The organism is Aminobacter sp. NyZ550 (genome assembly GCF_025628925.2).
Lineage (GTDB): Bacteria > Pseudomonadota > Alphaproteobacteria > Rhizobiales > Rhizobiaceae > Aminobacter > Aminobacter ciceronei.
In genome coordinates this window covers 4,017,186-4,033,869 of the sequence record NZ_CP114190.1, presented here as the reverse complement: position 1 = coordinate 4,033,869, position 16,684 = coordinate 4,017,186, and the positions used below count along the sequence as shown (strand labels likewise).

The 16,684-nt window shown below is 63.8% G+C and carries 18 protein-coding genes; 13 read left to right on the top strand and 5 right to left on the bottom strand.

The genetic code is table 11. From position 1 onward, the window contains the following. Positions 1 to 104: 104 nt before the first annotated feature. Positions 105 to 1,265: an AI-2E family transporter gene (locus N7E70_RS20090; protein WP_154385618.1), complete on the top strand. Its 1,161-nt coding sequence runs from the start codon at positions 105 to 107 to the stop codon at positions 1,263 to 1,265. A gap of 44 nt (positions 1,266 to 1,309) precedes the next feature. Here the strand turns inward: N7E70_RS20090 and N7E70_RS20085 are convergent, their stop codons facing one another. The 4 genes from N7E70_RS20085 to hemB all read right to left on the bottom strand — a co-directional run bounded on the left by N7E70_RS20085 (position 1,310) and on the right by hemB (position 4,773). After that, entirely contained in the window at positions 1,310 to 2,206 is an 897-nt protein-coding gene (locus N7E70_RS20085; protein WP_263007383.1) for a DMT family transporter, read from the bottom strand. A gap of 52 nt (positions 2,207 to 2,258) precedes the next feature. After that, positions 2,259 to 3,014 (bottom strand): arginyltransferase, encoded by a 756-nt coding sequence (locus N7E70_RS20080; RefSeq protein ID WP_067963014.1) that lies wholly within the window; start codon positions 3,012 to 3,014, stop codon positions 2,259 to 2,261. 140 nt (positions 3,015 to 3,154) lie between these two features. Continuing rightward, complete coding sequence (locus tag N7E70_RS20075) at positions 3,155 to 3,625, bottom strand: RDD family protein (protein WP_154385584.1); 471 nt, start codon at positions 3,623 to 3,625, stop codon at positions 3,155 to 3,157. Positions 3,626 to 3,741: 116 nt separating this feature from the next. Beyond that, on the bottom strand, positions 3,742 to 4,773 hold the full coding sequence (hemB, locus tag N7E70_RS20070; RefSeq protein WP_263007382.1) for a porphobilinogen synthase: 1,032 nt from the start codon (positions 4,771 to 4,773) through the stop codon (positions 3,742 to 3,744). A 143-nt stretch (positions 4,774 to 4,916) separates the two neighbouring features. On the opposite strand from hemB, the gene N7E70_RS20065 reads away from it, so the two are divergent. The 4 genes from N7E70_RS20065 (at position 4,917) to N7E70_RS20050 (ending at position 8,774) form a co-directional block, all read left to right on the top strand. Next, complete coding sequence (locus tag N7E70_RS20065; protein ID WP_263007410.1) at positions 4,917 to 5,954, top strand: enoyl-CoA hydratase/isomerase family protein; 1,038 nt, start codon at positions 4,917 to 4,919, stop codon at positions 5,952 to 5,954. Between the two features lie 26 nt (positions 5,955 to 5,980). Beyond that, the gene (locus N7E70_RS20060; RefSeq protein WP_442866522.1) at positions 5,981 to 6,373 is read left to right on the top strand and encodes a DUF6163 family protein; all 393 of its coding nucleotides are present in this window, start codon (positions 5,981 to 5,983) and stop codon (positions 6,371 to 6,373) included. 318 nt (positions 6,374 to 6,691) lie between these two features. After that, positions 6,692 to 7,207, top strand: coding sequence for a transcriptional regulator LdtR (gene ldtR / locus N7E70_RS20055; RefSeq protein ID WP_154385581.1), 516 nt, complete (start codon positions 6,692 to 6,694; stop codon positions 7,205 to 7,207). Positions 7,208 to 7,520: 313 nt separating this feature from the next. Beyond that, a complete protein-coding gene (locus N7E70_RS20050) occupies positions 7,521 to 8,774 on the top strand; it encodes a L,D-transpeptidase family protein (protein ID WP_192317024.1) in 1,254 nt (417 codons plus the stop codon). Between the two features lie 114 nt (positions 8,775 to 8,888). Here the strand turns inward: N7E70_RS20050 and N7E70_RS20045 are convergent, their stop codons facing one another. Beyond that, positions 8,889 to 9,332, bottom strand: a complete 444-nt coding sequence (locus tag N7E70_RS20045; protein WP_263007380.1) for a hypothetical protein — start codon at positions 9,330 to 9,332, stop codon at positions 8,889 to 8,891. Between the two features lie 238 nt (positions 9,333 to 9,570). Here N7E70_RS20045 and glyA point away from each other — a divergent pair, with 238 nt between their 5' ends. The 8 genes from glyA (at position 9,571) to osmF (ending at position 16,578) form a co-directional block, all read left to right on the top strand. After that, on the top strand, positions 9,571 to 10,872 hold the full coding sequence (glyA, locus tag N7E70_RS20040; RefSeq protein ID WP_067962994.1) for a serine hydroxymethyltransferase: 1,302 nt from the start codon (positions 9,571 to 9,573) through the stop codon (positions 10,870 to 10,872). A 126-nt stretch (positions 10,873 to 10,998) separates the two neighbouring features. Further along, complete coding sequence (nrdR, locus tag N7E70_RS20035) at positions 10,999 to 11,463, top strand: transcriptional regulator NrdR (RefSeq protein WP_067962991.1); 465 nt, start codon at positions 10,999 to 11,001, stop codon at positions 11,461 to 11,463. A gap of 51 nt (positions 11,464 to 11,514) precedes the next feature. Next, positions 11,515 to 12,591: a bifunctional diaminohydroxyphosphoribosylaminopyrimidine deaminase/5-amino-6-(5-phosphoribosylamino)uracil reductase RibD gene (gene ribD / locus N7E70_RS20030; RefSeq protein WP_269441410.1), complete on the top strand. Its 1,077-nt coding sequence runs from the start codon at positions 11,515 to 11,517 to the stop codon at positions 12,589 to 12,591. Then, a complete protein-coding gene (locus N7E70_RS20025) occupies positions 12,591 to 13,208 on the top strand; it encodes a riboflavin synthase (RefSeq protein ID WP_067962983.1) in 618 nt (205 codons plus the stop codon). The genes ribD and N7E70_RS20025 overlap by 1 nt, the downstream gene beginning before the upstream one ends. Before the next feature lie 127 nt (positions 13,209 to 13,335). Beyond that, positions 13,336 to 13,800: a 6,7-dimethyl-8-ribityllumazine synthase gene (gene ribH / locus N7E70_RS20020; RefSeq protein ID WP_067962980.1), complete on the top strand. Its 465-nt coding sequence runs from the start codon at positions 13,336 to 13,338 to the stop codon at positions 13,798 to 13,800. Between the two features lie 89 nt (positions 13,801 to 13,889). After that, on the top strand, positions 13,890 to 14,297 hold the full coding sequence (nusB, locus tag N7E70_RS20015) for a transcription antitermination factor NusB (protein WP_331461944.1): 408 nt from the start codon (positions 13,890 to 13,892) through the stop codon (positions 14,295 to 14,297). Beyond that, positions 14,294 to 15,496, top strand: a complete 1,203-nt coding sequence (locus tag N7E70_RS20010; RefSeq protein ID WP_263007378.1) for an MFS transporter — start codon at positions 14,294 to 14,296, stop codon at positions 15,494 to 15,496. Before nusB ends, N7E70_RS20010 begins: the two co-directional genes overlap by 4 nt. Positions 15,497 to 15,669: 173 nt before the next feature. Beyond that, entirely contained in the window at positions 15,670 to 16,578 is a 909-nt protein-coding gene (osmF, locus tag N7E70_RS20005; protein ID WP_263007377.1) for a glycine betaine ABC transporter substrate-binding protein OsmF, read from the top strand. The last annotated feature ends 106 nt before the right edge of the window (positions 16,579 to 16,684 follow it).

Here is a 16,684-nt window from a genome sequence, read left to right as displayed (position 1 = left end):
CATCAATCGGGTCCACTTCAGGGCCGAGGAGATCCAGGCACTTGAACGTGACCAATCCCCGTAAGCCGGAGCGAGAGCAGAGGCTGTTCGGCCCGGCCCAGCCGATGCGTGCCGCTCTGGTGCCGCCGCTTTCGGCGGCGCGCTGGCTGCTCGTGCTGATCGTCGCGGCGGGTATCTATTTCTTCCATGGCTTCCTGGTGCCGGTGCTGGCAGCGCTCGTCATTGCCTTCGCCAGCTGGCCGCTCTACCGCAGGCTGCTCGTCGCCGTCGACGGCAACAGGACCATTGGCGCCACGCTTGCGCTGCTGTTCATCATCGCCTTCCTCGTCGTGCCGATCTCATTTGCTGCGACCTACGCCGTCAACGAAATCCGCGACTGGGTCGGCTGGGCCGTCGAAACCAATCGTCACGGCGCGACGACGCCGCAATGGATCAACAACCTGCCGGTTGTCGGCGAGTGGCTGAACGAGCAATGGACGCGTTATGTCGGCCATCCCGGCGCCATCGGCGAACTGGCCCAACTGCTCAGCGGCGCCAACATCGGCAGCATCTATCGCGGCGTGCTTGCTGCCGGCGGCAGCGCCTTCGGCATCCTCTTGACGCTGCTGTTCATGCTGATCGCTTTGTTCTTCACCTATCGCGACGGTGAAACCTTCGTCGGCCAACTCGACCGGCTCGGCGAGCGCATCCTGCCGATGCGCTGGGAGCGCATTTCGCGCGTCGTGCCCAAGACCATCAGCGCCACCGTCACCGGCATGACGCTGATCGCCATCGGCGAGGGTGTGGTGCTGGGCCTTGCCTATTGGGTGGCCGGCGTGCCGTCGCCGGTGACGCTCGGCGTGCTCACCGGCTTCATGGCGCTGATCCCCGGCGGCGCGCCTTTGTCGTTCACCCTCGTCTCGGTTTATCTGGTTGCCAGCGGCTCGCCGATTGCCGGTGTCGCGCTGTTTGCCTGGGGCTCGATCGAGCTGTTCATCGTCGACAAGACGCTGCGCCCCAAGCTTGTCGGCGGGCCGATCAAGCTGCCGTTCCTGCCCACCTTTTTCGGCCTCATCGGCGGCGTCAAGACGATGGGCTTTCTCGGGCTGTTCATCGGCCCGGTGCTGATGGCGCTGCTTGTCGCGATCTGGCGCGAATGGCTGCGCGAGGTCGAGCTGACCGACGAGGCGGCGATGCTGGCCGCAGCCAACGCCTTGCCTGAGAGCGACACGCCGCGCAGCATCGAGGCGATCCGCAACGACGTGCCGACCAATCAGGCCGGCTAGGGGCGGGCAGTTCCTGCGGCCCCGGCATTGAAAGGGCCGGCTGGCTACGCCAGCTGTCGTGCCAGGCTCGCCCGGCGCCTGCGCCCCTCGGACAATTGCCAGGCCGAGTGGGCGATCAGCGTGATGATCAGGATCGCCCCGCCGATCAGGCTGTTGCGGGTCGGCACCTCGGCGAAGATCATCCACACCCAGATCGGCGCCATGACCGTCTCGAGCAGGTAGAACATCGCAACCTCCGGCCCGGAAATGTATTTCGGGCCGTTGGCGAGGCAGAAGAACGAGATCGGCATGATCACCGCGCCGTTGAAGATGATCCACCACGGTGCATCGACCCTGAAGCCGGTCTTGGACACCATATAGGCCGCCACCAGCCCCGGCAGCAGCACGCCGACAAGCGCGGTAAAACCCATGTCCCTGCCGCTGAAGCGGGAGATGGTGATGGCCGAGGCGATGCAGAAGGCCGAACACACCGCCATCAGGTCGCCGAACAGGTGGCCGGTGCCGATCGAGCTGCCGACGATGATCGACACCCCGCCGACCATCGCCAGCATGGCCAGCAGCGTTGCCGGCCGCGGCCTTTCCCGCAGAAACATCCACGACAGCACGGCGGCAAATACCGTGTTGAAGGCGAGGATGAACACCAGATTGGCGGTCGAGGTGTTGTAGACGGCGGTGATGAAGGTGATCGAGCCGATGCCGTAGAGGCCGGCGACGAGGAGGCCGGCGCGGCCCGGGATGAGCTGCGGCGCCTTCGGGCTCAGCGCGCGCCAGACCAGCCAGATGATGATGGCGGCGATGAAGGTCGTGCCGCTGCGCATCAGCAGGATCGACCAGTTGTTGCCGTCGGCGAGCTTGATCAGCGGGATGTCGACGGTCAGCGCCAGTCCGCCGATGCCGGTCAGCAGCAGTCCCTTGGAGTGGTTCGATTGGGTGTCCGCCACTGTTTTCCCCTGCCAGATGGTCGACGGCAGCGTGGAAACGGGCCGGACGTGCTCAGATGTCGCCTTCGAAGCGCTCCCAGCCCTTCATGCCGAGATGCTCCTGAGGTGTGAAGCGTACCTTATAGTTCATCTTGCGCGAACCGTTGACCCAGTAGCCCAGATAGACGTGGGGCAGGCCCATGGCGCGCGCGCGGGCAATATGATCGAGGATCATGAAGGTGCCAAGCGAGCGTTCGTCCATTTCCGGATTGTAGTAGGAATAGACCATCGACAGGCCGTCCGACATCTGGTCGGTCAATGCCACTGCCATCAGCTCGCCCTGGCCCTGGCCGGTGATGAAGGTATCGGGGCCGCGGCGGCGATATTCGATCACCTTGGTGGTGACATGGGTGTCCTCGACCATCATGGCATAGTCGAGCACCGTCATGTCGGACATGCCGCCCCTGCGGTGGCGGGCATCGAGATAGGAACGGAACAGCGAATATTGCTCGGTCGAGGGTTCGGCGTCGTGCATCGCCCCGACGAGGTCGGAGTTGCGCTCGATCACCCGGCGCATGTTGCGCGTGGCCTTGAATTCCTGGGCCAGGATGCGGACCGAGACGCAAGCGCGGCAGGTCTCGCAGGCCGGGCGATAGGCGATGTTCTGCGAGCGGCGGAAGCCGCCTTGCGTCAGCAGGTCGTTCATCTCGGGCGCCTTGTCACCGACGAGATGGGTAAAGACCTTCCGCTCGAATTGACCCTCGAGATAGGGGCAGGGGGACGGCGCCGTCAGGAAGAACTGAGGGGAATGGGTCGGATGCTGCGTCATCGAGCGTCAGGAAGACTCCCAATCAATGTTCCCTAGCTTGGCGCTGCCGGCGAAAAATTCAACATGAATGTGAAGGCAGGCCCAATCTTTGCCTTCACATTTTGGCGCAAGTGCCGGTTTTGACTCGCCGAATGGCAATTTTAGCTGTCGCTGCGGCTGACCACCGTGCCGAGCAGCAGGTCATGCAGCGTGCGCTTGCGGTCGGAAAACAGCGACACCAGGAGCACCAGCGGCGTCAGAACGACATTGCCGGCCCAGAACAGCACCGAATGAACCACCGCCAGAAGGCCGTCGATCGGCCTGCCGTCGAGGCGGTCGAGCCGGATGCCCATCATGCGCATGCCTGTGGTGGCCTGGTTCGGGCCGCCGAGCGTCATCCAGATATAGATGAGGGCCACAGCCGGAAACAGGATGCCGAACAGCGCCCAGCCGAGGCCGAGCGTCAGCACGCCAAGAAAGAAGATGACGATGGCAAAGGGGATCATCAGGAGACCGACGATCAGATAGTCGACCAGGAACGCCAGGATGCGGCGGGTGCGCACGCCGTCATAGGCGCGGCTGTCGTCGAGCCTGCTGTTGATGATTTCACCGTCCAGAACGCGTGCGGTCATGACTTCCTCTATCGGCGGACGAGATTGCCCGCGCCGGAAAACAAATGGGAATTGCCGCGCCGGATTCAAGAATCCCGGCGCGCGAGGGCAGAAATCCTGTCGGGGAAGCTCTCGCCTCAGCCCTTCAGCATCTCGGCCACTTCGGGCGCGAAATAGGTCAGGATGCCGTCGCAGCCGGCGCGCTTGAAGGCGAGCAGGCTTTCGAGCATCGCCTTTTCGCCGTCGATCCAGCCATTGGCGCTGGCTGCCTTGATCATCGAATATTCGCCCGACACCTGATAGGCGAAGGTCGGCACGCGGAACTCGTCCTTCAGCCGGCGGGTGATGTCGAGATAAGGCAGACCGGGCTTGACCATCAGCATGTCGGCGCCCTCGGCGAGGTCCTGCTCGGCCTCGCGCACCGCTTCGTCCGAATTGGCGTGGTCGATGTAATAGGTCTTCTTGTCGCCCTTGAGCAGGCCCTGCGTGCCGATCGCCTCGCGATAGGGGCCATAGAAGGCCGACGCGAACTTGGTCGCATAGGACATGATCGCGACATCATGGAAACCGTTGTCGTCGAGCGCGTCGCGGATGGCGCCGATGCGGCCGTCCATCATGTCGGAAGGGGCGATGATGTCGGAGCCGGCCGCGGCCTGCAGCACGGCGGCGGCTGCCACCTGGGCGACAGTTTCGTCATTGACGATGATGCCGTCGCGCAGGATGCCGTCATGGCCGTGGCTGGTGAACGGGTCGAGCGCGACGTCGGTGATGATGCCGATCTCCGGCACCGCTGCCTTGATGGCGCGGGTGGCGCGGTTGATGATGTTGTCGCGCTCCAGTATGTGCGCGCCGGTCTGGTCGCGCAGCCCCATCTCGACATTGGGGAAGGTGGCAAGTGCCGGAATGCCGAGCTTTGCCGCGCGCTCCGCTTCCTTGACGGCGAGATCGACCGACATGCGATAGACACCGGGCATGGCCGGGATGGGTTCCTTGCGATTCTCACCGTCGATGATGAAGATCGGCCAGATCAGGTCGTCGACCGTCAGGCGGTTTTCCTGGACGAGCCGGCGCGACCAGTCGGCCTTGCGCATGCGGCGCAGGCGGCGGCTGCCGGTGATCTCGTCGACGCTGCGGGCGCCCGCTGGCTTGGCTGGGGTAAACTTGTTCATCGGTAGTCTCCGGCAATTGTGCAGTTTTTAGCATGCCGGTTTGCCCAAGACCAAGATGCAGGATGTGACCTGCGGCATTGACGCACCCATGCGCTGCCCATTAGCTCTGCACACTCAGCCTGATGTGAGGGATTCCAGTGGACATGGACTTTGGCGGCGACGACGAAATCCGCTTCGAGCGCTCCGGAGCCGCCGGCATCGTCACCCTGACGCGGCCGCAGGCGCTGAACGCGCTGACCCACAAGATGGTCCTGGCGCTGTCGCGCGCGCTCACCGCCTGGCAAGTCGACCCCAACGTGGCCATCGTCGTGGTCAAGGCCGAGGGCAGGGCATTTTGCGCCGGGGGGGACATTCTGCACGTCTATCACGCCGGTCTCGCCGGCAATCCGCCGGTCGACTTCTTCGCCGACGAATATCGGCTCAACACCCAGATCCAGAGCTATCCCAAGCCTTACATTTCCTTCATCGACGGCATCGTCATGGGCGGCGGGGTCGGCATCTCCTGTCACGGCTCGCACCGGGTGATGACCGAAAATGCGCAGTTCGCCATGCCCGAAGTCGGCATCGGCTTCTTCCCCGACGTCGGCGGCAGCCATCTTCTGCCCGACCTCGGCGGCCATTTCGGCATGTATCTGGCGCTGACCGGCAACAGGATCCGCTACGGCGACGCGCTGTGGTCGGGGCTGGCGACGCACACGATCTCGGCCGACGGCCAGATCGGGCTCTTGGAGCGGCTGTGCGAGACCGGCGACACGGAGGCGGTGCTGCGCAACTTCTTCCGGCCGGCCAAGCGCGAGACCGAGCGCGAGACGCTGGAAGCGATTGCCCAGCATTTCTCCGCGCCCATGCTGTCCGACGTCATCGCCAGCCTGGAGACGGATTCGAGCGAGTTCGCCAAAAAGACGCTCGCCACCATCCTGCAGCGTTCGCCCACCAGCCTGTCGGTTGCCTTCCGGCAGGTCAGGGCCGGCCTGACCATGTCGATGAAGGACTGCATGCGGATGGAGTTCCGCATCCTCAACCGCATGCTCGCCGGCCGCGACTTCTATGAAGGCATCCGCGCGGTGCTCATCGACAAGGGCTCGACGCCGCAATGGCATCCGGCCCGGCTCGAGGATGTCGACCCGCTCGACATCGACCGTTATTTCGAAACGCTCGGCGACCGGGAACTTGCCCTGTGACCGACAGTGCAAGCCGCCTGCGCGAGATGCACCCGTCGGCGATAGAAAGCGCCTTCGCCCTGTTCCTGCGTGTGGTGGCCGGCTACTGCCTGCTGTTCGGCATCCTCTACTGGGTGCGCCTGATCGGTCTCTATGACGGCCCGCTCTGGCGTTTCGACCTGATGCCGATCCACTGGCAGGTCGCGGCGGTGACGCTGTCGGTGTTTTTCCCCTTTGCCGCCATCGGCCTGTGGATGCTGTCATCCTGGGGGCCGGTCATCTGGTTCATCTGCGCTGCGACCGAAGTCGTGATGTATGCCGGTTTCCCCGAACTGTTCGGCAACAGGCCGCTGATCGTCGTCTCCCACATTGCTGTGGCATTGATCTACGCGGCCTTCCGCGTTGTCCTGCACCTGAAAAGGCGCCGCGCCGCGCATTAGGGCGTTTCCGCTTTCCTTCGGACCGCGGACGATCTCCGTCTTTTTTTGTTTCGCGCAACTCCGGGCGGAATGCCGCCTCACGGCTTTCCTGGAATTGCTCCGGCCAACGCTTTCAGTGCGTTGGCCGACACTCCGTAAAATACAAGGTTAATTATTCTTACTCGAAGTGGGTTTCGTTAACCCTCTTTCGAAACCTGTCCTCGGTAAGCCCTTGTTAAGCCTGACGTTTAAGTCGAATTTTATGGGTATTCGATAAGTTCGCGATCAAGGTGACATCAAACAAAAAAGTCACCAGGCGAAAACAGAGAGGCAAAGACAATGATCAATTCGCGTCAGGCGGCCAAGCCCGCCATGGTTTCCGAGGACCGTAACGAAGCGATCCGTTCGCTTTACATGGAATCCCTGCAGCTTGTTGAAAGACTTCATCGTCGTCTTCTTGACGTTATCAAGGATGAGTTCGATCGCAACGGCCGCAGCGACATCAATGCGATCCAGGCTCTGCTGCTCTTCAACATCGGCAATGCGGAACTGACCGCCGGCGAATTGCGCTCACGCGGCTACTATCTCGGCTCGAACGTCTCCTACAATCTCAAGAAGCTTGTCGAGCTCGGCTTCATCAATCACCAGCGCTCGCGCATCGACCGTCGCTCGGTCCGTGTCAGCCTGACGCCGAAGGGCCAGGACGTGGCCGAGGTCGTTGCCGGCCTCTATGACCGCCATGTCGGTTCGATCGAGCATGTCGGCGGCATCAACACCGACGAGTTCAAGCAGATGAACCGCGCCCTGCAGCGCCTCGACCGCTTCTGGAACGACACCATCGCTTACCGCATGTAAGCGTTTCCACCCAAAAGGAACGACCTCCAGTCGCAGGGCCGGTTGCAGAAATGCACCGGTCCTTCCTTTTTTAGCGCGCCGACATCCAATGGAAGGTGCGCCAGCCATGTTGCCGCCATATTCGAATGACTATCGGAAAAGCTGTGATGTGCCAGATCTGCCTGTTCGGCCGTCAGCAACCCGTGCGATGAAGTCGCGTTTCACGTGTCGGTGATGCCGGGTTATGGTTGGCTAATTGTTAAGTATGGCCGTCATATCGTCGTCGCGGGAGTTTTCCTGCCGGTTGTGTTGCGCGAATATGTCTGGAACGTCCATGAAAACTAGCCGCCGTTTCTTTCTCTCCGGTGCCGGCGCGATCGCCATGGCAGCCTTGTCGGGGGCAGCCAGTGCCCAGGACGTGATCGGCGAAGTTCTCGGCTCGTCGCGCCGCGGCAACTGGGACGACCAGTTCGATGCCCGCGTCAGCCAGGGCGCCAAGGTCGCCAGCACGCTGCCGGTGTTCACCGCGCAGACAGCAGCCTTTACCCAGCAGGCGATTGCCCAGTATCAGAACATCGTCGCCCAGGGCGGCTGGCCGGTCGTTCCGGCGACCAAGAAGCTCCGCCTCGGCGTCGAGGATCCCGATGTCCAGGTGTTGCGCAAGCGCCTGATGATTTCGGGCGACCTGTCGCCGCGCGCCGGCCTTTCCGATTCGTTCGACACCTATGTCGATGCCGCCCTCAAGCGCTTCCAGGCACGCCACGGCCTGCCTGACGATGGCGTCATGGGCCAGTACACCTATGCGGCGATGAACATCAGCGCCCAGATCCGCCTCGGCCAGCTCGAGACCAATCTCGGCCGCATCCAGGCCCAGGCCGGCACGCTCGGCCAGCGCTATGTCAACGTCAACATTCCGGCCGCCCAGGTCGAAGCTGTCGAAAACGACCGCGTCGTGCTGCGCCACACCGCAATCGTCGGCAAGGTCGACCGCCAGTCGCCGATCGTCAATTCGAAGATCAACGAGATCGTCGTCAACCCGTACTGGAACGCACCGGTGTCGATCGTCCGCAAGGACATCATCCCGCTGATGCGCAAGAACCCGAACTATCTGACCGACAACAAGATCCGCCTGTTTGCGCCGGATGGCAGCGAAGTCGATCCGATGAATGTCGACTGGTCGACCGAAGAGGCGGCGAAGTACCGCTTTCGCCAGGATCCGGGCGCCAACAACGCCATGGCGTCGGTGAAGATCAACTTCCCGAGCCCGGATGGCGTCTACATGCACGATACGCCGCAGCAGAGCCTGTTCGGCAAGCTGATGCGCTTCGATTCCTCGGGCTGCGTCCGCGTCCAGAACGTGCGCGACCTCGTCACCTGGATCCTGCGCGACACGCCGGGCTGGAGTCGCTCGCATTTCGAGCAGGCCATCAAGTCGGGCGAAAACACCCCGGTCCCCGTCACCAACCCGGTGCCGGTCTATTTCACCTACGTCTCGGCATGGTCGACCGGCGATGGTGTCGTGCAGTTCCGCGACGACATCTATGGCCGCGACGGCGTCGACGAGCTGCAGATCACCTCGGCTCTCTGACCGGGCCGCAGCGACCTTTCGAAAGGCCGTCCCTCGGGGCGGCCTTTTTCGTATCGGTGCCGACATTGGCGAATGGATGCTGCTGCTCGTCCGCCGAGAAGAAGTGCACTTCCATCAGCACCGGCGCATCCTGCCCCCGGAAGAACAACAGCTCGGCGTTTGACGCTGTCCTGAACTCTTTGACAATTTCGGATGCGTCGTTGCGATCGAACTCAGCAAAGTCCGGGCATCGGCAAGCGCAAGCCCGGGCTGGACGCGGCCCAGCTCCACCTTGATCCCGCGTGCGAGGCGGATGCGTGTCTTCTTGGGTGACGGTTCGCCTTCCGGCGTTTCCCAAAGTTCCACCCAGAACCTGGTCACGACAACCTGGTTGTCGCGTGCCTGAAGATTGATCTCGAAGTCAGCGTAACCAAGTTGGCACGAGAAGAAGCTTTCGTTCGCGAAGTCCCAGCGATCCGGTGTTCCGAGGAAGCGCCCGATTTTCCCCAGCGTGCTGTCAGGCCAGAGCGGGCTTTGCTGCTCGCCGCGCAGCATCAATTCGAGCGACATCTTTTGCATGGCGGCATACTGCTTGGGGGGCCTTGCAGGTCAAGCTCATCGCAAGGCGGTCCCGGCGTTATCCCGCGCTATCGCTCCGTGGACCTGCCCCTTTTTCGGTCGCAGTGGCCGTTTGGTCCAAATGCGACCACGAAATTTCGCACCGCACGTGGCGACGCTGGGGCAAGTATGTTAATGGCCGCCGAACTTCCCCGATGCCCCTCCGGACCAGTCCCCGGAACAGCAAGGATCAGAACCGATGGCCGCTTCGAAACACCTCGAAACCTTCTTTGGAACCCCGCTTGAGGAGGCTGATCCCGAGATCTTCGGCTCGATCCGCAACGAGCTCGGTCGCCAGCGCCACGAGATCGAGCTGATCGCCTCGGAAAACATTGTTTCCCGCGCCGTGCTCGAGGCCCAGGGCTCGATCATGACAAACAAATATGCCGAGGGTTATCCCGGCAAGCGCTATTATGGCGGCTGCCAGTTCGTCGACGTCGCCGAAGAGCTCGCCATCGAGCGCGCGAAGAAGCTGTTCGACTGCAAGTTCGCCAATGTCCAGCCGAACTCCGGCAGCCAGATGAACCAGGCAGTGTTCCTGGCGCTGCTGCAGCCGGGCGACACCTTCATGGGCCTCGACCTGAATTCGGGCGGTCACCTGACCCACGGCTCGCCGGTCAACATGTCCGGCAAGTGGTTCAAGGTCGTCTCCTATGGCGTGCGCAAGGACGACAACCTGCTCGACATGGACGAGGTCGCGCGCCTTGCCCGCGAGAACAAGCCGAAGCTGATCCTCGCCGGCGGCACCGCCTATTCCCGCATCTGGGACTGGAAGCGCTTCCGCGAGATCGCCGATGAAGTCGGCGCGTATCTGATGGTCGACATGGCCCACATCGCCGGTCTCGTCGCCGGCGGCGTGCATCCGTCGCCGCTGCCGCACGCCCATGTCGTCACCACCACCACGCACAAGTCGCTGCGCGGTCCGCGCGGCGGCATGATCCTGACCAATGACGAGGACATCGCCAAGAAGATGAACTCGGCCGTGTTCCCCGGCCTGCAGGGCGGCCCGCTGATGCATGTCATCGCCGCCAAGGCCGTTGCCTTCGGCGAAGCGCTGAAGCCCGAGTTCAAGACCTATGCCGCCAATGTCGTTGCCAACGCCAAGGCGCTGGCCGCAAGCCTCAAGGATACCGGCCTCGACATCGTTTCGGGCGGCACCGACAACCATCTGATGCTGGTCGACCTGCGCCCCAAGAACGCCACCGGCAAGCGCGCCGAGGCAGCTTTGGGCCGCGCCAACATCACCTGCAACAAGAACGGCATTCCCTTCGACCCGGAAAAGCCCTTCGTCACCTCGGGCGTGCGTCTCGGCACCCCGGCAGGCACCACGCGGGGCTTCGGCGAAGCCGAGTTCCGCGAGATTGGCCAGCTGATCACCGAAGTGCTGGACGGCCTCAAGGTCGCCAATTCGGACGAGGGCAACGCTGCCGTCGAAGCGGCGGTCAAGCAGAAGGTCGTCAGCCTGACCGAGCGCTTCCCGCTCTATCCCTATCTCGGCTGATCCGGGGCCATAAGGGCCTTCCACATTTCGAAGCCCCGTGCCGGTCATCCCGGCATGGGGCTTCTGCTTTTCCGGAGGATGCATTAAGCCTTTTCCAGTCGGGGATTCGAATGACAAGGCTGAACGATGCGTTGCCCATATTGCCAGTCTGAAGACACGCAGGTGAAGGACTCGCGTCCGGCCGAGGATGGTGCCGCGATCCGTCGCCGGCGCATCTGCCCGGTCTGCGGCGGCCGCTTCACCACCTTCGAGCGGGTCCAGCTGCGCGACCTCGTCGTGCTCAAGAAGACCGGCCGCAAGGTGCCGTTCGACCGCGACAAGCTGGCTCGCTCGGTCGAGATCGCGGTGCGCAAGCGCAATGTCGATCCCGAGCGCATCGAGCGCGCCGTGACCGGCATCGTCCGCCAGCTCGAAAGCTCCGGCGAAACCGAGATTCCGTCGGGCGAGATTGGTCGCCTGGTGATGGAGGCGCTGAAGACGCTCGACGACGTCGCCTATGTCAGGTTTGCATCCGTCTACCGCAATTTCCGCGAGGCCAAGGACTTCCATGAGGTGCTGGGCGAACTGAAGGGCGACGAGGAAGCCAGCTGAACGATGGTCGATATCAGTGCATCCGGGCAAGACAGGACAGACCGCCGTTTCATGGCGGCCGCAATCAGGCTGTCGCGCAAGCATCTCGGACTGACATCGACAAATCCGGCGGTCGGCACGCTCATCGTCCGTGATGACGGCAATGGGCCCGTCATCGTCGGCCGCGGCGTCACCGCCATTGGCGGGCGGCCGCATGCGGAAGCCGAAGCACTCGCCGAGGCGGGTGAGCTGGCGCGCGGCGCCACCGCCTATGTCACGCTCGAGCCCTGTGCCCATCACGGTCGCACCCCGCCTTGCGCCAACGCGCTTGTCAACGCGGGCATTACCCGTGTCGTCGGCGCCGCCAGCGATCCCGACCCGCGTGTTTCCGGCAAGGGCTACGCGATCCTTCGCTCAGCCGGCATCGAAGTCAAAGAGGGCGTTCTGGCCCGCGAGGCCGCCGACCAGCTCGCCGGTTACATGAATCGTTCGATGAGAAAGCGCCCGGAAGTGATTCTGAAGCTTGCGCTTTCCGCCGATGGCATGATCGGCCGCCGCGGCGAGGGGCAGATCGGCATCACTGGCGAGATCGCCCGCCGCCAGGTCCATGTCATGCGCGCCGAATGCGAAGCCATCCTGATCGGCATCGGCACCGCCATCGCAGACGACCCCGAGCTCACCGTGCGCCTGCCCGGGCTGCGCAGCCGGTCGCCGGCCCGCATCGTGCTCGACCGGCTCATCCGGCTGCCCGCGACTTCGAAACTGGCGCGCTCGGCCTCCGACGTTCCGGTCATCGTCGCCGCCTGTTCCGAGAGCCACGCCGCCAACAGGGCGGAGCTGGAACGCGCCGGGGTGAAGTTCCTGGCCACCGAGACCTATGATGGCCGCGTCGCCCTTCCGGAGCTGCTCGAGGATCTCGGCAACCAGGGCATGTCGCGCATCATCGTCGAAGGCGGCGCCGACACCGCGCGCGCCTTCCTCGACGAGGGGCTGGTCGACCGTATCGCACTGTTCTACGGCCCCGAGGCCATCGGCGCCGACGGTATTGCGGCCCCCATCGGCCGCGACCATATACCGGCAGAGTTCACGCTCGTGCGCGAGGCGCGCTACGGCGAAGACAGCTTCGCCGAATGGATAAGGGAAATCTGATGTTTACCGGGATCGTCACCGACGTGGCCACAGTCGCGTCCGCAGCCCAGCTCGACCAGGGCGTGCGCCTGCGTATCGACACCGCCTATGATCCGAAGACCATCGACATCGGCGCCTCGATTGCCTGCTCCGGCGTCTGCCTGACCGTGGTCGCGCTGCCCGAGGCAACCTCAAACGCCCGCTGGTTCGAGGTCGAGGCCTGGGAAGAGGCGCTGCGACTGACCACGGCGAGCGACTGGAAGGCCGGCAGCAGGATCAATCTCGAGCGGGCGCTGAAGATCGGCGACGAGCTCGGCGGCCACATCGTGTCGGGCCATGTCGACGGCATGGCCGAGATCATAGCCCGCGAGGACGAGGGCGAAGCGGTGCGCTTCCGCCTCGAGGCGCCGCGCGAGCTGGCCAGGTTCATCGCGCCCAAGGGCTCGGTTGCGCTCGACGGAACGTCGCTGACCGTCAACAAGGTCGAGGCCACCCGCTTCGACGTGCTGCTGATCCATCATTCGTTGCAGGTGACGACCTGGGGCGAGCGCAAGGTCGGCGACCGGGTCAATCTCGAGATCGACACCATGGCGCGTTATGCCGCGCGCCTGGCCGAGGCGGCAAGGGAAGGGCTCTGACGCCGGGCGCTGACGCCGGACACTGGCGCCGCTCGCTGGACAGCGGTTTCCTGCCACAGGCCTTAACACTTCGCTTGCGAACTCATCCGGTTCGGCCTAAGTCAGCCGCTCCTGCCGGAGATTTTACATGGCCAACGACAAGAAACTGAAGCTCCTCATCGTCGAGGCGCGCTTCTACGACGACCTTTCGGACGCGCTGCTGGACGGCGCCAAGGCCGCACTCGATGCCGCCGGCGCGGGCTATGACGTGATCACGGTTCCCGGCGCGCTTGAAATCCCGGCCGTGATCTCGTTCGCGCTCGATGCGGCCGACGACGAGGGCACCCATTATGACGGTTACGTCGCCCTCGGCACCGTCATCCGCGGCGAGACCTATCATTTCGACATCGTCGCCAACGAATCCTGCCGCGCCATCATGGATCTGTCGGTCGGCGAGTCGATTGCCATCGGCAACGGCATTCTGACGGTCGAAAACGACGACCAGGCCTGGGCGCGTGCCCGCCGCACCGAAGGCGACAAGGGTGGCTTTGCCGCGCGCGCGGCCCTGACTATGATCGCCGTGCGCGAAAAACTCGGAGCAGCCCGCTCGTGACGTCTTCCGAAGATAACGGTCAGCCGCCAGTCCGCCACGCCAACAAGCGCGGCGCTGCCCGTCTGGCCGCCGTCCAGGCGCTCTACCAGATGGACGTGGCCGGCAGCGGCCTGCTCGAAATCACCGCCGAATACGAGGCGTTCCGCCTCGGCAAGGAAGTCGACGGCGCGCTCTACCGCGAGGCCGACGCCCAGTGGTTCCGCGCTATCCTTGCCGGCGTCGTCGAAAATCAGAAGGTCGTCGATCCTGTCATCCGCCAGTCGCTGACCGAGGACTGGCCGCTGTCGCGTCTCGACTCGACACTACGCGCCATCCTGCGCGCCGGCGTCTATGAATTGATGAAGCGCCAGGACGTGCCGGTGGCGGTGATCGTGTCGGAATATGTCGACATCGCCAAGGCATTCTACATCGAAGACGAGCCCAAGCTCGTCAACGCCGTACTGGATCGTGTCTCGCGCAAGCTGCGCGGCGAAGGCAAGGGCAAGGACGCATTATGACCGGTGGCGAACGCGAAGCGCGGCGAACTGCCTATATTCTCGCCGCATCGCAAGCCATCATCGGTTCCGCCGCCCCGATCTCCTTCGCCATCGGCGGTCTCGCCGGCTACTATCTGCTCGACGCCGACAAGTCGCTGGCGACCCTTCCCATCACCGGCTTCAGCCTGGGTCTGGCGATCGGCGCCTTGCCGGCGGCGGCCATCATCCGCAGGATCGGCCAGCGCAGCGGCTTCATGTTCGGCACCGCCGTCACCGCCATCGGCGGCGCGGTCGCCACGCTCGCGCTGTTCCGTGCCGAGTTCTGGCTCTTCGTCTTCGGCCTCGTGCTGCTTGGCGCCGGCGGTGCCTTCGTCCAGCAATTCCGCTTCGCCGCCGCCGACAATGCGCCGCCCCAGTTCAAGGCCAATGCGATCTCCTTCGTGCTCGCTGGCGGCATCATCACCGCCATCATCGGGCCGCAGATCGTCATCTTCACGCGCGAGCTGTTCGCGCCCGTGATGTTTGCCGGCTCCTTCGCCTCGATCATCGGCCTGGCCGCCGTCGGCGCCATCATCCTGTCCTTCCTCAGGGTCAAGGAACCGGTTCACGATCACCAGCCAGCTTCGGAGGCCGGCGCGCGGCCGCTGAAGGAGATCGTCACCGAACCACGTTTCGCCGCTGCACTCACCTGCGCCGTCGGCAGCTACACGCTGATGAGCTTCGTCATGACCGGCGCGCCCTTGGCCATGGTCGGCTGCGGTTTTTCGCCTGACGAGGCGACGCTGGGCATTTCCTGGCACGTCATGGCGATGTTCGGTCCCAGCTTCTTCACCGGCCGCGTCATCCAGCGTTTCGGCGCCGAGCGTGTCGTCGCTTTCGGCCTTTTGCTGCTGATCGCCTGCGCCATCGTCGCCCTGTCGGGCATCGCACTGTGGCAGTTCTGGACGGCGCTGATCCTGCTCGGCCTCGGCTGGAATTTCGGCTTCATCGGCGCCACCGCCATCGTCTCGACCGCCTACCGCCCGTCCGAGAAGAGCAAGGTCCAGGGGTTCCACGACTTCGTCCTGTTCGGCGCCGTCGCCTTCGCCTCGCTGATGTCGGGCGCGGTCTACAACGCCTATGGCTGGGACACGCTCAACTGGATCGTCTTCCCGGTCTGCGCCATCTGTCTTGCGGCACTCGCCACGCTGTCCCTCGCACAGCGCCGCCAGCCCTCCTGACAGGCGGCTCCTGACAAGACGTTGTCGGGAGGATCTCCTCCCGATTTTCTTTGATACTCAAAAAAATATTGCGCAGCCCCGCCGCATTGTGAAACCGTGTGCTCCGACGGAAGCTGGGTCGCCATGCTCATATGCGGCCACCGAAATCCTGAAGTGAGAAGGGGCTTTTCATTATGTACAAGAAATCCATCGCGGCTGCGGCGATCGCGCTCGGCCTCTCCACGGGTGCCGCGAGCGCCCAGGTGGTGGTGTCGTCCAAGATCGACACCGAAGGCGGCGTGCTCGGCAACATCATCAAGGCAGTGCTCGACGCCAACAACATCGCCACCACCGACCGCATCCAGCTCGGGGCGACGCCCGTCGTGCGCAAGGCGATCACCGCAGGCGAGATCGACATCTATCCCGAATACACCGGCAATGCGGGCTTCTTCTTCGAAAAGGCCGACGATCCGCTGTGGAAGGATGCCGCCAAGGGTTTCGAGACCGCCAAGAAGCTCGACTATGACGCCAACAAGATCGTCTGGCTGTCGCCGTCGCCCGCCAACAATACCTGGGCGATCGCCCTGCGCAAGGACGTGGCCGAGGCCAACAAGCTCGCCACGCTCAGCGACTTCGGCAAATATGTCGCCGGCGGCGGCACCGTCGTGCTGGCCGCGTCGTCCGAATTCGTCAACTCGGCCGCAGCCCTTCCGGCCTTCCAGACCACCTATGGCTTCACCCTCAAGCCCGAACAGCTGATCACGCTCTCCGGCGGTGATACTGCCGCCACGATCGGTGCGGCCGCCAACCAGACCAACGGCGCCAATGCCGCCATGGTCTATGGTACCGACGGCGGCATCGCGCCGTCCGGCCTCGTCGTGCTCGACGACGACAAGGGGGTGCAGCCGGTCTACCAGCCGGCGCCGATCATCCGCGAGGCCGTGCTGAAGGAGCATCCGGAGATCGAAACGCTGCTCAAGCCGGTGTTCGAGAAGCTCGATCTGGTCACGCTGCAGGAGCTTAACGGCCGCGTCCAGGTCGGCGGTGAACCGGCCAAGGCCGTCGCCGAAGATTTCCTGAAGAAGAACGGCTTTCTGAAGTAAGCTCTTCAGGCGCGTGCTCGCTTGCGGTGCCGTGTGTCCTGTTCGGACGCCCGGCGCTGCAGGACAGGCACCGCGTGCCTGATCCCGTGAGACAATCGCAGGATTG